We start from the raw sequence: 15913 nt of genomic DNA, 5'->3' as shown, positions 1-15913 counted from the left end.
ATGTGCCGCGCATTCGAGTAATTGAGCCTTATGTTCTGGATTGTCGTTGCGATATTGACGGCGGCTGTCGCCGTCGTCCTGATGTACCCGCTGATGCGGAAGACCGAGGCGCCTGAGACGCGCCGCGACGGTGAGGTTGCCGTTTACCGCGACCAGTTGGCCGAACTGGACCGCGAGCGTGCGGCTGGTCTGATCGGCGAAACCGAGGCGGACTATGCCCGCGCCGAAATCGGTCGCCGCCTGCTTGCCGCCGCCGAGACGGAGGAGCAGCAGGGCAGGCAGGACCGGCCGCGCCGGCACAATCTCGCTGCAAGCCTCATCACCGTTCTTTTGCCTGCACTCGGGCTCTGTCTTTACGTCTGGAACGGCAGTCCGGAAGTGCCGGACATGCCGCTCGAGGCACGTCTTGAAAAGCCCGGCAATGACATGAACCTGCTGGTCGCCCGCGCCGAGAGGCATCTGGCGCAGAACCCGGATGACGGCGCCGGCTGGGATATTCTGGCCCCGATCTATTTCAAGACGTTGCGGCTTGGCGATGCCGAGCTTGCCTATCGCAATGCGCTTCGTATTCTGGGACCCAGCGCCGAGCGGCTGACGGGCCTTGGCGAAACGCTGGTGGCCGGCAATGACGGCATCGTCATCGAGGCAGCACGTGACGCCTTTGCTGAGGCCGAGAAGCTGAAGTCAGGCAATCCGCGCGCGCGCTTCTATCTGGCGCTGTCGCTGGAACAGGCGGGCAAGGCGGACGAGGCACGTGCGGCCTTTGCGGCGCTGGAGGCCGATGCGCCGGCTGGCGCACCCTGGCTGCCGCTGGTTCGCGAACATATCGCCCGCACCGGCGGCGAGACGGCCCCAGCCACGCCCGGTCCGACCGCGCAGGATATGGCGGCTGCGAATGACATGACGGCCACCGACAGGCAGGCGATGATCGAGGGCATGGTGGCAAGCCTCGACGCCAAGCTGAAGGAAAACCCGGCCGATTTTGAAGGATGGGTGCGGCTTGTGCGCGCCTATTCGGTGCTGAAGAATGAAGCCAAGGCCGGAGAGGCTCTTCGGGCGGGGCTGAAAGCCTTCCCGCCGGAGGGTGAGCAGGGCAGGCAGCTGCTGGCGCTGGCGAAGGAACTGGGCGTTTCCGCCGGACCGATCCGCACAAACGGGCAACAGGATGCCGCGCCGCAGGGAGTGACGCAATGACCCGCAAACAGAAACGTCTGGCAATCATCGGCGGCGGCATGAGCTTCATCGTTGCAGCCGTGTTGCTCGTCATGTTCGCCTTCGGCCAGTCCATCGCCTATTTCTACATGCCTGCCGATCTGGAAAAGACGCCCGTCAATCCCGGCACCCGCATCCGTCTCGGCGGTCTGGTGGCGGAAGGTTCGATCAAGCGCGGCGAGGGCCGCACGGTGAGCTTCACCGTGACGGATGGCGAGGCCAATGTGCCCGTCAGCTACACCGGCATCCTTCCCGATCTTTTCCGCGAAGGGCAGGGCGTTGTGACCGAAGGTGTGTTCGATGTCGCGACGCGTGGCTTCGTGGCCGACAGCGTGCTGGCCAAGCACGACGAGAACTACATGCCGAAGGAAGTGGCCGACCGTCTGAAGGACAAGGGCCTGTGGCAGCATGGCGGCGATGGCGAGAACCCCGCCGCCGCAACGCCATCAGCCGGCGCCGCCTCTGCTGAGAAGACCGGAGCGACAAAATGATCAACGAGATCGGCCACTATGTTCTGGTTCTGGCGCTCGGTGTGGGGCTGATTGTCTCGACGCTGCCGGTTATCGGTGCGCGCCGCAACGACCGGGCGCTGATGGATGTCGCCTCGCTTGGCTCCGTCATGATGTTCCTGCTGGTGGGCTTTTCCTTCGCGGCGCTGACGCGGGCCTACGCGGTCTCGGATTTTTCCGTGCGCAACGTCTGGGAAAACTCCCATTCGCTGATGCCGATGCTTTACAAGCTGACCGGCGTGTGGGGCAACCATGAAGGCTCCATGCTTCTCTGGCTGCTCATTCTGGTGTTTTTCAGCGCGCTCGTCGCCGCCTTCGGCCGCAATCTGCCGGAAACGCTCAAAGCCAATGTTCTGGCCGTACAGGCCTGGATTTCCGTCGCCTTCCTGCTGTTCATCCTGCTCACCTCCAATCCGTTTCTGAGACTGTCACCGGTGCCGGCCGAGGGGCAGGACCTCAACCCCATCCTTCAGGATTTCGGTCTCGCCATCCATCCGCCGATGCTTTACCTCGGTTATGTCGGCTTTTCCGTCTGTTTTTCCTTCGCCGTTGCGGCGCTTTTGGAAGGCCGCATCGATGCCGCCTGGGCGCGCTGGGTGCGGCCATGGACGCTTGCCGCCTGGACCTTCCTGACCGCCGGCATCTCCATGGGGTCCTACTGGGCCTATTATGAACTCGGCTGGGGCGGCTGGTGGTTCTGGGATCCGGTGGAAAACGCCTCCTTCATGCCCTGGCTTGCCGGAACGGCGCTTCTGCATTCGGCGCTCGTCATGGAAAAGCGCGAGGCGCTGAAAATCTGGACCGTGCTTCTGGCGATCATGACCTTTTCGCTGTCGCTGCTCGGCACCTTCCTCGTCCGCTCCGGCGTCTTGACCTCGGTGCATGCCTTCGCCACCGATCCGAGCCGCGGCATCTTCATCCTCGGCATTCTGACGATCTTCATCGGTGGGGCCTTCGCGCTCTTTGCATGGCGCGCGCCGTCGCTGAAGGTCGGCGGCCTGTTTGCGCCGATCTCGCGCGAAGGGGCACTCGTCCTCAACAATCTCATTCTCACGGTCTCGACCGCCACGGTGCTGATCGGCACGCTCTATCCGCTCATTCTGGAAACCCTGACGGGTGAAAAAATCTCGGTCGGCGCGCCGTTCTTCAACCTCACCTTCGGCCTGCTGATGATCCCGATCCTGATCGTCACGCCGTTCGGGCCGATGCTGGCGTGGAAGCGCGGCGATCTTCTCGGTGCATTCCAGCGGCTTTATGTGGCCGCCGCCATTGCAGCCCTTGCCGGGCTGGCGCTCTGGTACGTGGAAAATGGCGGCCCGGTGCTGGCGGCACTCGGCATCGCCGCCGGTTTCTGGCTGATTTTCGGTGCGTTTGCCGATCTCTGGTATCGCGCCAATTTCGGCAAACTGGCCTTCGGCATTGCATTCCGCCGTTTAAAGGGCCTGCCGCGCTCTGCCTTCGGCACCGCGCTCGCGCATATGGGCGTCGGCATTACCGTGCTTGGCATCGTCATCGTCACCACCTACGAGACCGAAACCGTTCTGGAAATGAAACAGGGCATGGTGGCGGAAGCGGGCGGTTACAGCCTCACCTTTGATGGTATCCGCCACGCCGTCGGCCCCAACTTCACCGAGGATCGCGGCCATTTCACCGTGCGCAAGGCGGGGGTCGAGGTGGGTGACGTCTGGTCGTCCAAGCGGCTCTATACCGCGCGGCGCATGCCGACGACGGAAGCCGGCATCCTGACCTTCGGCCTCAGCCAGCTTTATGTCTCGCTTGGCGACCCCATGGCCGATGGCGGCATGGTGGTGCGCATCTGGTGGAAACCCTTCATCCTGTGCATCTGGGGCGGCACGCTGTTCATGATGGTGGGTGGCTTCATCTCGCTATCCGACCGGCGTTTGAGGGTGGGGGCACCCAATCGCAAGGCGAAGCCTGTACGGGCTGCGATGCCGGAGGCGGCGGAATGAGTGTGGCCTTGCTACCCTCATTCCTGTGCTTGTCACAGGAATCCAGCCGACGCGCGTCTGCGCGGCGAGAGAGACCTTCCAGCCCGAGGATTTGGGCTCGCTGGATTCCTGTGACAGGCACAGGAATGAGGGAGTGTGTGGTGGCGCTCGGGCTTCTTTTCACCCTCATCTTCGCTGCAGCCTCGCCGGCCTTCGCCTTCAACCCCGACGAGGTACTGAAAGACCCCGTGCTGGAACAGCGCGCCCGCAACCTGACGTCTCAGCTGCGCTGCATGGTCTGCCAGAACCAGTCTATCGATGACAGCAACGCCGAGCTTGCGCGTGACCTGCGCGTCCTGGTGCGTGAGAGGCTGGTTCAGGGCGATAGCGACAAGGCCGTCATCGATTATGTCGTGTCGCGTTATGGCGAGTTCGTGCTCCTGAAACCGCGCCTCAGCCTTCGCACCGTGCTTTTGTGGGGCGCGCCCGTCGGTCTTACACTTGTGGGCATTTTCGCTGTTTTCGTCTTTTCGCGCCGCCGGGCAACGCAGGAGAGGCCGCAAAAACTGAGCGCGGACGAAGAAGAGAGAATTCGTAATCTCATTGAAAAATAACCGGTTTCCATGTCGGCCCTCGGTTCTTTTTCAACATTACGGATTTTTCATTCGTCAGACACTTCGCCGTAAGGTGTTGCCTCCTATATCTTCATCATCCACCGCTTCTCCCCGGTCAAACGGGCTCCAGTCTGAATGAAGAAAGAAGGTACCAATGTCTCACTCTCAAAACGGACGCTCCTCGCTGAAAACGGCTCTGAAGGCCACGACCGTCGGCGGCCTTGCCGCGCTGATGCTTTCGACCGGCATCGCCGCACCGATCGCTCATTCGCTTGCAGCACCCGTCGAAGTGACTGCGCCGCAGGTTCCGAGCTTTGCCAATGTGGTTGATGCGGTTTCGCCCGCCGTCGTCTCCGTTCGCGTCCAGTCGAATGTGCAGCCCGCTTCCGATGACTCCAGCAACTTCTCCTTCAATTTCGGCGGCCGTGGTCTCGACCAGCTGCCGGACGATCATCCGCTGAAGCGCTTCTTCAAGGAATTTGGCGGCCCCAATCAGGACCGTTCAGAGCGTGGCCCGAATCGCCACCGTGACGGCAAAGGCCCGCTGCGCCCGGTCGCTCAGGGGTCGGGCTTCTTCATCTCCGAAGACGGTTACGTCGTCACCAACAATCACGTTGTCGATGACGGTTCCGCCTATACGGTCGTGATGAATGACGGCACCGAACTCGATGCCAAGCTCGTCGGCCGTGATCCGCGCACCGATCTGGCGCTGCTGAAGGTCGATGTGAACCGCAAGTTCACCTATGTGAAGTTCGCCGATGACAGCAAGATCCGCGTCGGTGACTGGGTCGTCGCCGTCGGCAACCCCTTCGGTCTCGGCGGCACGGTGACATCGGGCATCATCTCCGCCCGCGGCCGCGATATCGGCTCCGGCCCCTATGACGACTACCTGCAGATCGACGCTGCCGTGAACCGTGGTAACTCGGGTGGCCCCGCCTTCAACCTCAACGGTGAAGTCGTCGGCATCAATACCGCGATCTTCTCGCCCTCCGGCGGCAATGTCGGCATCGCCTTCGCCATCCCCGCATCGGTCGCCAAGGACGTGATTGCCGACCTGCAGAAGGACGGCAAGGTCGAACGCGGCTGGCTCGGCGTGCAGATCCAGCCCGTCAGCAAGGATATCGCCGAATCTCTCGGTCTTTCCGAAGCAAGCGGTGCGCTCGTTGTCTCGCCGCAGTCCGGTTCGCCGGGCGACAAGGCCGGCATCAAGCAGGGTGATATCATCACCGCCGTCAATGGCGAGCCGGTCAAGGATGCCCGCGACCTGTCGCGCCGCATCGGTGGCATGGCCCCCAATGCCAAGGTTGAAATCTCGCTCTGGCGCGGTGGTAAATCGCAGTCGGTAACCGTGACGCTTGGCGATCTGGCAAGCGACGACGCCTCCAAGGCAACGCCTGCCCAGAACGACGACAAGGGCAGCCAGTCTTCCAGCGAGAAGGTGCTGTCCAGCCTCGGCCTGACGGTTTCGCCCGCCGATGACGGCAACGGCCTTGCCATCACCGATGTCGATCCGGACAGCGACGCCGCCGCCCGTGGCCTGAAGACGGGTGAGAAGATCACCTCCGTCAACAACCAGCAGGTCGCTTCCGCCGCCGATATCGAGAAGATCCTCGAACAGGCCAAGAAGGACGGACGCTCCAAGGCGCTGTTCCAGATCCAGACGGACGACGGCAGCCGCTTCATCGCTCTGGATATCGACCAGGGCTGATGATTTGAATGACGATGCCGGTTCTTTTGGGACCCGGCATCGCCACGGAATGTGTCTCGCCTCAAGGCGGGACAAAGAATATGGAGCGAGCGTGTGCCGCTTGTTTCTTCTCCCCGAGGGGGAGAAGGTCGCGGCAGCGGGATGAGGGGGCGACGTCAGCGATAGATCGCGAGGTTGCCCCCTCATCCGACCCTTCGGGCCACCTTCTCCCCGACGTGGAGAAGAAAGGACCCGCAACGCCGGTCCAGGCAGTATCGCGGAGGAAATCTCATGGAAAACAAGGTTCAGGAAATGTCTGTCGCATCTCTTTCCGGTTGTGCGGAAAAGGGCGAGGGCGCTATTGTCCCGCACATGAAGATTCTTGTCATTGAAGACGACCTAGAGGCTGCGGCCTATATGACCAAGGCGTTCCGCGAAGCCGGGATCGTTGCCGACCACGCGAGCGACGGTGAGAGCGGCCTGTTCATGGGTTGCGAGAACGCCTACGACGTCATGGTGATCGACCGCATGCTGCCGCGCCGCGACGGGCTTTCCGTCATCAGCGAGCTGCGCCGCCGCGGCATCGAGACGCCGGTTCTAATCCTCTCCGCGCTGGGGCAGGTGGATGACCGCGTCACCGGCCTGCGCGCCGGCGGCGACGATTATCTGCCGAAACCCTACGCCTTTTCCGAATTGCTCGCCCGTATCGAGGTGCTGGGCCGCCGCAAGGGCAAGCCCGAGCAGGACATGGTCTACCGGGTCGGTGATCTCGAACTTGACCGCCTGTCGCATGATGTCCGTCGCGGCGGCAAGGAAATCCTGCTGCAGCCGCGCGAATTCCGCCTGCTGGAATATCTGATGAAGAATGCCGGTCAGGTCGTCACCCGCACCATGCTTCTCGAAAACGTCTGGGATTATCACTTCGATCCGCAGACCAATGTCATCGACGTGCATGTCTCCCGCCTGCGCTCGAAGATTGAGAAGGACTTCGAGAAGCCGCTGCTGAAGACCATTCGCGGTGCCGGTTACATGATGAAGGACGAGGGCTGATTGGCGAAAATGGCCCGCCTCAGAATATTGTTCCGGTCGACCGCGGTGCGCCTCTCGGCGCTCTATATCCTTTTATTCGCGCTCTGCGCCGCCTTTCTGGTCTTCTACGTCACCGCGCTTTCCGAAAAACTGCTGAACCAGCAGACGCGTGATGCGGTGTTGCAGGAAGTCTCGGATGTGCAGCGCATCTATAATCGCGGCGGCATCAACCCGCTGCTCAGGATGATGGAGCGGCGCGCGCGTCAGCCGGGCGCGAGCCTTTATGTCATTGCCGGTCCGAATGGTGAAATCCTTGCCGGTAACGTTGCCTCCGTGCAGCCTGGTGTCTTCGACAAGGAAGGCTGGACAGGTTTCCCCTTCCGTTATGAGCGTTATTCCGAAAGCGGCGACAGCGTGCAGCATCTCGCCACCGCCAATATATTCCTGCTGGACAATGGCCTGCGCATCCTGATCGGCCGCGACCTTGGCGAGCCGACCAAGTTCCGGGCGCTGGTGCGCAATGCGCTGATGGTGGCGCTTGCGATCATGAGTGGCGGTGCGCTGCTCATCTGGTTCGGCATCGGCCGCAATGCGCTGAAACGCATCGACCGCATGTCGGCGGCCACCAAGAAGATCATGGCCGGCGATCTTTCCCAGCGCCTGCCGCAAGGCCGCTCGGGAGATGAGTTCGACCGACTGTCCGGCTCGCTCAACGCCATGCTCGGCCGCATCGAAAAACTGAACGAGGGTTTGCGGCAGGTCTCCGACAATATTGCCCACGACCTGAAGACACCGCTGACCCGGCTCCGCAACAAGGCCGCCGCAGCACTTGACGACGATGACGAGACCAAAAGGCGTTCAGCGCTTGAGGGCATCATCGCCGAGTCCGATCAGCTCATCCGCACCTTCAATGCGCTGTTGATGATCTCCCGAGTCGAGGCCGGTTCGATCGCCGCCGAAATGACCGATGTGGACGTCTCGGCAATCGCCGCAGACAGCGCCGAGCTTTACGAGCCGGTGGCCGAGGATGCCGGCCTTGTGCTGGAAACCCAGATAGAGCCCGGACTTACCGTGCAGGGCAACCGCGAACTGATCGGCCAGGCACTATCGAACCTCATCGACAACGCCATGAAATATGCCTGCGAAAGCGAAGGCGACAAAAAGCTCGTCGTTCGTCTGGCGAGAGAAGAAGAAGCAATCGTGCTTTCCGTCGCCGATAGTGGCCCCGGCATTCCCGCCGACAAGCGCGGCGAGGTGCTGAAACGTTTCGTGCGGCTGGATGAAAGCCGTTCCAAACCGGGCACTGGCCTCGGCCTCTCACTGGTGGAGGCCGTGATGGAACTGCATGGCGGTTCGCTGCTGCTATCGGACACCGATGCGTCGAATACCGCCTGCCCGGGACTGACCGTTTCGATGGTGTTTCCCGTTTCAAAGCCATAGGCTGAGCCGTCGGACGATCTCGTCATTGCAAGCGATGACGTTGCCTTGTGTCAGCGCGGATAACGGTTCGGCGGGTCACCGAAATTTGCGCAGATATTCTTTCCCGGTCGAAAAATAGCTGTCGCCCGAGATTGAATTGAAAGATGATCGGAAGAATATTCATAGGGATGATTGCTGCACTTTATGCGTCGGTCTGATGGCGATCGACAAAAGGACTTGGCCACAGATGGCAGACACCACTCCCGCAGCCGGCGACCGGCATGGCCCGATCATTCTGTTCGATGCCGAATGTGTGCTGTGTTCCGTGAATGCGCAATTTGTGCTGCGGCATGATAAGGCAGGGTACTTCCGGCTGGCGTCGATGCAGGGATATGTCGGTGCGGAAATCTATCGGCGTCACGGCATGGACCCCACCAATCCGGCAAGCATGCTGGTCGTCGAAGGCGACAGGGTGCGGCAGGACAGCGACGCGGTGCTGAGCATCTATGAGGCGCTTGGCATGCCGTGGCGGCTTGCTGCGATAGTTCGCGTCATCCCCGCATTCTTACGCGATCCCATTTATCGCTTCGTCGCACGTAATCGCTATCGTTGGTTTGGAAAACGTGAGCGATGCTGGGTAGCGCCGCCGGAATACAGGGACAGGATCCTTTGACCGCGTTGAGGGCAGGTGGGCGCTCGACGTAGGGACCGATGCGCGACCATGTTGCGGATATGGTCGCGCACGCTCTTAGATGGGTCGCCCCAACTTAGAACGTATAAGCCACGCCCACCATCGCAAACGGCTGTATGTCCTTTTTCACCACCGGGCTGTCTTTTGCGTCGCCCAAGAGGAAGCCGACGCCGCCGGTTCCGGTGATCGTCCAGTTCTCCGTCATCATGTAGGAGACCGAGGCGCTGGCGTCGATGCGCTTGAAGCCGGCTTTGGCGTCATAGCGACGCAAACCGGAGCGGGCGGATTGGGCTGAGGTGACGCCGAAATAGGATTTCATGTGGTTGTCGTCCGCCCAGGTGGCGGAGAGGTCTGCGCCGAGGATGAACTGGTCGACCTTGTGTGAGACGCTGGCGCCGATGGTGGCGGTCAGGCCTTCGCTGCCGCCGATGGTCTTGTCCACCTTGGCATAGATTTCGAAGGGGTCCATGCCGTAGGCGATGACGCCGCCGACCACACCGCCGGCCTTGATGTCACCCAGCCCACGCAGGTTCTTCTTGTCGTCCTTCTCCTTGCGCCCGGCTTCCCAGCCGCCCTTGATACCCAGTCTGAAACCGTTCTGGTTCAGGAGGTTGACGGTGGCGCCGCTGAAATCGATGCTCAGCGTATCGCCATATTGCACGGAAACCAGCGGAACGGCACCTGCTTCCAGCTTGTCGGAACCTTCATATTTGGGGGCGTAAGCCGCACCGACGCCGAGCGTGATTTTCCAGTCGCTGGAATTGCTGTAGCGGGCATTGTCGAAATTGCCTTGCGGATCGCCCAGCCTGTCCGATTTGCCGATATCGGCGGCAAGAACCGGTGTGCAGACGGCCTGCGCCAAGGGCAGCGTTGCCAGGCATAACGCCATCGCACGCAGGTTCTTTTGCCATTTCACCGTAAAAATCTGTCTCATCATCATATCCGTTGCAGCATCTAGCGTTAGAAAACCGGGGAGTCGGGTTTCGTTGAGGATGACGCTACGTGGGCACAATTGCGGAGACATTACGTGTTGTGGGTACTTGCGCTTCGGAGTGAAAAACCGCGACGCGGCCGCGTAAAACATCGCCAAAAACGGTTTTCCTCATCGCAAAGCGCCGCGCATTTGTTACAACGCCAAGTCTATGCGTCCGAACGCTTCGGCAGAGGACGGCGGCAGGACGGTTTGCGGGGAGCGGCCCGTCCCTGAAAATGCTGCAGGCAGAAGAGTGCGGATGCGAAAGCGGCAAGAGGGAGAGAGACAGTGACGAAACCCCAAAACGCCGAAAGGCGGCTGAGCGAGGTTCTGCCGGGCGTGATCCGCCCCTATACGCAGACGGAGCTGAAATCCGTTCTTTCGACGCTGAAGGACATCGGCAAGGTTGAACCGGCGGTGGCCGCGCTGCTGGCGGACGAAAGCCCGCTGAAGGATTTTATCGCTGCGGCTTTCACCCTGTCGCCTTATTTGCGCGACATGGCGGCGGCGGATGAGGGACTGCTGACACTGGCGATTTCGAAGCCGCTGGCGCCGTTGCTCACCGATCTCGTCCGTGACGCGCGCGATTGCTGGAAGCCCGGGCAAGAGGGCGGCGTACCCGTCGAAAATGAGGTGATGTCGCGGCTGAGGGTTGCCAAGCGGCGGCTTTCCTTCGTTGCGGCGCTTGCCGATCTTGCGCGCATCTTCACCGCCCGCGATACGACGCGCTGGCTGAGCGAGATGGCGGATGCATCGCTTTCCGCCGCCATCGATCACCTGCTGCTTTCCGCCCATGAGAGCGGCAAGCTGAAGCTGAAGACCATTGCCGCACCGAGCGAAGGTTCCGGCCTCATCGTGCTCGGCATGGGCAAGCTCGGTGCGCGCGAACTCAACTATTCCTCGGATATCGACGCCGTGGTGTTCTTCGAACCCTCGGCGGGCATCATGGACGACCCTTACGATGCAACGGAGAATTTCGGCCGCATGATGCGCCGTCTCGTGCGCATCATGCAGGAGCGCACGGCCGATGGATATGTTTTCCGCACCGATCTCAGGCTGCGTCCCGACCCTGGCTCGACGCCGCTCGCCATCCCGGTGGAAGCCGCGCTGCTTTATTACGAGGGCAGGGGCCAGAACTGGGAGCGCGCGGCCTACATCAAGGCGCGACCGGTGGCCGGAGACATCAAGGCGGGTGAGAACTTCCTGCGTGAACTGACCCCTTTCATTTTCCGCAAGTACCTCGATTATGCGGCGATTGCCGATATCCATTCCATCAAGCGGCAGATCCACGCGCATAAGGGCCATGGCGCCATTGCGGTGAAGGGCCATAACGTCAAGCTCGGGCGCGGCGGCATCCGCGAGATCGAGTTCTTCGCGCAGACGCAGCAGCTCATCGCCGGCGGCCGTATGCCACCGCTGCGGGTGCGGGCGACGGAGGAGGCGCTTGCAGCGCTGACGGAGGCGAAATGGATCGATGCCGAAACACGTGACAGCCTGACGGAGGCCTACTGGTTCCTGCGTGAGGTCGAGCATCGCATCCAGATGGTGCGCGACGAGCAGACCCATGTGCTGCCGGATACTGAAACGGAATTGAAGCGCATCGCCTTCATGCTGGGTTTTGCCGATACCAAGGCTTTTTCGGAAAAGCTGGAAGAGGTGCTGCGGCTGGTGGAGCGCCGTTATTCGGCGCTGTTCGAGCAGGAGGTGAAACTGTCGGGCGAGGCCGGCAATCTGGTCTTTACCGGCCAGAAGGATGATCCCGATACGTTAAAGACGCTCTCTACGCTGGGCTTCATGCGGCCGGAGGATATTTCCCGCGTCATCCGCACCTGGCACAATGGCCGCTACCGGGCGACGCAATCGGTGGAGGCGCGCGAACGGCTGACGGAGCTGACGCCGGACCTGCTGCGCGCCTTCGGTGAAAGCAAGCGAGCGGACGAGGCGCTGCTGCGCTTCGACAATTTCCTCTCCGGCCTGCCGGCCGGCATCCAGCTGTTTTCACTGCTCGGCAACAACCCGGCGCTTCTGTCGCTCCTGGTAACGATCATGTCTTCGGCCCCGCGTCTGGCTGAAATCATCGCCGCCCGCCCGCATGTCTTTGACGGCATGCTGGACCCGGCGCTGATGAGCGACGTGCCGACGCGCGAATATCTTGCCCACCGCATGGGCAATTTCCTATCCAATGCCCGCCATTACGAGGATATTCTCGACCGGCTGCGCATCTTCGCCGCCGAACAGCGGTTCCTGATCGGCGTTCGGCTTCTGACCGGCGCGATCCTTGGTGAGGTCGCCGCCCGCGCTTTCACCCATCTCGCCGATCTGGTGATAGAGGCAGCGCTGAATGCCGTGCTGGCGGAAATGGAAGCGGCGCATGGGCCTTATCCCGGCGGGCGTGTCGCCGTCATGGGCATGGGCAAACTCGGCTCCTTCGAACTCACCGCCGGTTCGGATGTCGATCTCATCCTGCTTTATGATTATGACGATACCGCCCTTGAATCCACCGGCGCAAAACCGCTCGATGTGGTGCGGTATTTCACCCGCGTCACCCAGAGGCTGATCGCGGCGCTTTCCGCGCCAACGGCGGAAGGCGTGCTTTACGAGGTGGATATGCGGCTGCGTCCCTCCGGCAACAAGGGGCCGGTGGCGACGCGCATTTCCGCTTTCGAGAAATATCAGCGCGAGGAAGCCTGGACCTGGGAGCATATGGCGCTTTCCCGCGCCCGGCTGATCTGCGGCGAAGCCTCGCTGATGGAAGATGCGCGCCGTATAATCGCCTCCATCCTTTCGCAGAAGCGCGACGTGGCCAAGGTTTCCGCCGATGTGCTGGAGATGCGAAACCTCATCGAGCAGGAGAAGCCACCGGAGAACATCTGGGACTTCAAGCTTATCAATGGCGGTTTGGTCGATCTGGAATTCATCACCCAATATCTGGCGCTGGTCGGCCCCGTAAAGGGCCTTGCCCCGCATGAACCGGGCCGCAACACGGCCGAGGCGCTGCAGGTGCTGGCCGCGCCCGTCATGGAGCCTCAGGCATTCGATGACTGCATGGCGGCGATCGGGCTCTATACCGAAATCTCGCAGATTGTGCGGCTATGCATCGACGGCGCCTTCAATCCGAAGGAAGCGCCGGCCGGATTGATCGATCTTGTGTGCCGGGCGGGGGATTGCCCGGATATTGCAACGCTTGAGGGCGAGGTGAAGCGGCTGGCGAAAGCGGTGAGGAAGGTTTTTGTGGGGACGGTGAAGAATGGGGGTTAGGGTTGGCGGGTGTGGCTTTACCCCCCTCTGCCCTGCCGGGCGTCTCCCCCTCAAGGAGGGAGATCGGCTGGGAGACAGCGCTCGCTCATTCGCAACGTTAGAGTTGGGTTGAAGAGTGCCGCATATCGATCTCCCCCCTTGAGGGGGAGATGCCCGGCAGGGCAGAGGGGGGTAAGCCCGGACTGCCAATACTCAATGCACCGTCCCGCAATGCCCCGCCGTATGCGGAATAATGATCGTCACCACCGTGCCGCGGCCCTCACAGGACCGTATCTTCATCGTCCCGCCATGCAGCTTCACGAGCGAGCGGGAGATGGCGAGCCCGAGGCCTGAGCCGCCCTGGCTCTTGGCATATTGGCTCTGCACCTGTTCAAAGGGCTGACCGATCTTTTCCAAGGCCTGGGTGGGAATGCCAATGCCGGTATCGGCGATGGTGAGGATCATGGCGGCCTCATGCACATGGGTGCGCAGCGCGATGCGGCCGCCATCGCCGGTGAATTTCACGGCGTTTGACAGCAGGTTGAGCATGATCTGCTTCATGGCGCGGCGGTCGCCCTGCATGGTGAGGCCCGCACAGACCTTCTGTTGCACGGTGATGTTCTTCTGTTCGGCCTGAATGGCGGTCAGACGCAGCGTTTCCTCGATCAGCGGTGCGAGATCGATGGTCTCGCGGTTGATGCGCATATGGCCTGCCTCGATCTTCGACATGTCGAGAATATCGTTGATGACGTTGAGCAGGTGCTTGCCGCTATCATGGATATCGCGGGCGTATTCGGAATATTTCGGCGAACCGACCGGCCCGAACATCTCGTTTTGCAGGATTTCGGAAAAGCCGAGAATGGCGTTGAGCGGCGTGCGCAGCTCATGGCTCATATTGGCGAGGAATTCGGATTTCGCCCGGTTAGCAGCCTGGGCACGCTCTTTTTCGGCGAGGTAATTGGCATTGGCGTCGGAAAGTTCCGTCTTCTGCCGCTCCAGCTTGTGCTGTGAAGCGGAGAGGTCGCCGATGGTCGCCATCAGCCGGCGCTCGGAATCGCGCAGCCGTTCCTGATGGCGCTTGAGCAGCGTGATATCGGTGCCGACGGAGACGAGGCCGCCATCATGGGTGCGGCGCTCGTTGATCTGCAGCCAGCGCTCGTCGGCCAGTTGCACTTCCGTGGTGCGCGACAGACCGGACTGGTCGGCATCGGCAACGCGACGCTCCACCACGGGGCGGGCCGCGGCCGCATGCACGGTGCTTTTTTCGGTGCCGGCCACCAGCACGCTGTCAGGCAGGCCATAGGCTTTCTGATAGTGGGTGTTGCACATCACCAGACGGTCATTTTTGTCCCACAGGACGAAGGCCTCGGAGGTCGATTCGATGGCGTCGGCAAGGCGCTGGTCGGCCTCGGCGTAACGTTGGGCGAGACGGTGCTGTTCGGTGACGTCCATGGCGATGCCGATGACGCGCGGGCCGTTATTGGTGCGGATGACCTGGGCGCGGGCGCGCAGCCAGACATAATGGCCCTTGGCGTGGCGCATGCGGAAAATCTGGTCGATCTGGCGCAGATTGCCGCAACCGACGGCGCGGGCCAATTCATAGAGGTTGCCGTCTTCGGAATGCATCATCCGGGCCGCGTCGGAGAAGGAAAGCGGTGCGGCCTTTGGCGGAAGCCCAAGAATTTCATAAAGCGAACCGGACCAGAACATGCGGCGCGAGGAAAGATCGAAATCCCACAATCCGCAGCGGCCGCGCGACAGCGCCGTTTCCACCCGCAGATTGGATTCAGCGAAGATGTCGTCAGCATCGCGGGCGCGCTTCACCTGCATGTAATAGGCGTAGAGCACGACGAGCAGGATCGAGGAAATGCCGGCAAACAGCGTGACGTTCATGGCGATTTCGCTGCGCCAGAAGGAGCGTATCGGTTGCAGCGAACGCGCCGCGATGACCATCGCGCCGTCGTCGCCGAAGGGGATCATCGTCGCATAATGCTGCTGGCCGTCTATATTGGTCTCGATGGTGCCGGGTGCGCCGGGAAAACGCTGCACAATGGCGATTTCGGGAAGCAAAGCGGGAAGCGACGTACCGATATAGAGCATCGCCTCCTTGCCGGCGCCGGCAAAAATCCGGCCATTGCTGCCTGACAGAAGCACCATGGTGCCATCGGCAAGGCTGCCCGATGGCAGCGCCGAAACGAGGCTTGCTTCCGCGCGGGCCCGGTCCTGTGCGGGAAAGACGGTGCCGTTGTTGATAAGTGCTGCCTTGGCGGTCAGCGCCGTCAGCGCCGTGGAATGGCGGGCGGCCTCTTCCATGCGGCTATATTCCGCGACGATGCCGAGCATGCGCGAGGCTGCAACGACGACCAGAAAGGCAAGGATGAGAATGGGGATGAGCCGCTTCAGCAGGGTTTCGACCTGCGGCGCCGGGCGGTCGGAGCCATTCATCAAACCCATCAGGTCGCTGGAGAGCTTCTCGCCCCAGGCCGCAAGATCAGAAAATTTGGCATACGGCCGCTCATCGCCCGCAGTCGCCCGCCGCACGTTCGTCATTGTCCCGCCTTTGTGATGTCCCCATGATTCGAAGCGTCGCCGC

11 protein-coding genes are annotated in these 15913 nt (G+C 61.7%); 9 read left to right on the top strand and 2 right to left on the bottom strand.

Features of this window, described 5'->3' with window-relative positions:
- Positions 1 to 30 precede the first annotated feature (30 nt).
- The 8 genes from ccmI (at position 31) to ACQZ5F_RS08345 (ending at position 9092) form a co-directional block, all read left to right on the top strand.
- Positions 31 to 1194: a c-type cytochrome biogenesis protein CcmI gene (gene ccmI, locus ACQZ5F_RS08380; protein ID WP_225340082.1), complete on the top strand. Its 1164-nt coding sequence runs from the start codon at positions 31 to 33 to the stop codon at positions 1192 to 1194.
- Positions 1191 to 1703, top strand: coding sequence for a cytochrome c maturation protein CcmE (ccmE, locus tag ACQZ5F_RS08375; RefSeq protein ID WP_046798676.1), 513 nt, complete (start codon positions 1191 to 1193; stop codon positions 1701 to 1703). Before ccmI ends, ccmE begins: the two co-directional genes overlap by 4 nt.
- Positions 1700 to 3691: a heme lyase CcmF/NrfE family subunit gene (locus ACQZ5F_RS08370; protein ID WP_225340061.1), complete on the top strand. Its 1992-nt coding sequence runs from the start codon at positions 1700 to 1702 to the stop codon at positions 3689 to 3691. Before ccmE ends, ACQZ5F_RS08370 begins: the two co-directional genes overlap by 4 nt.
- Positions 3692 to 3816: 125 nt before the next feature.
- A complete protein-coding gene (locus ACQZ5F_RS08365) occupies positions 3817 to 4284 on the top strand; it encodes a cytochrome c-type biogenesis protein (RefSeq protein WP_046798678.1) in 468 nt (155 codons plus the stop codon).
- 154 nt (positions 4285 to 4438) lie between these two features.
- Positions 4439 to 5992 carry a Do family serine endopeptidase gene (locus ACQZ5F_RS08360; RefSeq protein WP_046798679.1) on the top strand — a complete coding sequence of 518 codons (1554 nt, stop codon included), beginning with the start codon at positions 4439 to 4441 and terminating at the stop codon, positions 5990 to 5992.
- A gap of 270 nt (positions 5993 to 6262) precedes the next feature.
- The gene (locus ACQZ5F_RS08355; protein WP_035218197.1) at positions 6263 to 7021 is read left to right on the top strand and encodes a response regulator transcription factor; all 759 of its coding nucleotides are present in this window, start codon (positions 6263 to 6265) and stop codon (positions 7019 to 7021) included.
- Between the two features lie 9 nt (positions 7022 to 7030).
- Entirely contained in the window at positions 7031 to 8440 is a 1410-nt protein-coding gene (locus ACQZ5F_RS08350) for a sensor histidine kinase (RefSeq protein WP_225245314.1), read from the top strand.
- A 226-nt stretch (positions 8441 to 8666) separates the two neighbouring features.
- On the top strand, positions 8667 to 9092 hold the full coding sequence (locus tag ACQZ5F_RS08345) for a thiol-disulfide oxidoreductase DCC family protein (protein WP_448730556.1): 426 nt from the start codon (positions 8667 to 8669) through the stop codon (positions 9090 to 9092).
- 94 nt (positions 9093 to 9186) lie between these two features.
- Here ACQZ5F_RS08345 and ACQZ5F_RS08340 read toward each other — a convergent pair whose 3' ends face one another.
- A complete protein-coding gene (locus ACQZ5F_RS08340) occupies positions 9187 to 10050 on the bottom strand; it encodes a MipA/OmpV family protein (protein ID WP_046798681.1) in 864 nt (287 codons plus the stop codon).
- Between the two features lie 321 nt (positions 10051 to 10371).
- On the opposite strand from ACQZ5F_RS08340, the gene ACQZ5F_RS08335 reads away from it, so the two are divergent.
- Complete coding sequence (locus ACQZ5F_RS08335; RefSeq protein ID WP_448730557.1) at positions 10372 to 13341, top strand: bifunctional [glutamine synthetase] adenylyltransferase/[glutamine synthetase]-adenylyl-L-tyrosine phosphorylase; 2970 nt, start codon at positions 10372 to 10374, stop codon at positions 13339 to 13341.
- A gap of 192 nt (positions 13342 to 13533) precedes the next feature.
- Here ACQZ5F_RS08335 and ACQZ5F_RS08330 read toward each other — a convergent pair whose 3' ends face one another.
- Positions 13534 to 15870: a PAS domain-containing sensor histidine kinase gene (locus tag ACQZ5F_RS08330; protein ID WP_052817646.1), complete on the bottom strand. Its 2337-nt coding sequence runs from the start codon at positions 15868 to 15870 to the stop codon at positions 13534 to 13536.
- Positions 15871 to 15913: the final 43 nt, after the last annotated feature.

The organism is Agrobacterium sp. 22-210-1 (assembly GCF_053522525.1).
This window is presented reverse-complemented; position numbering and strand designations above follow the sequence as displayed.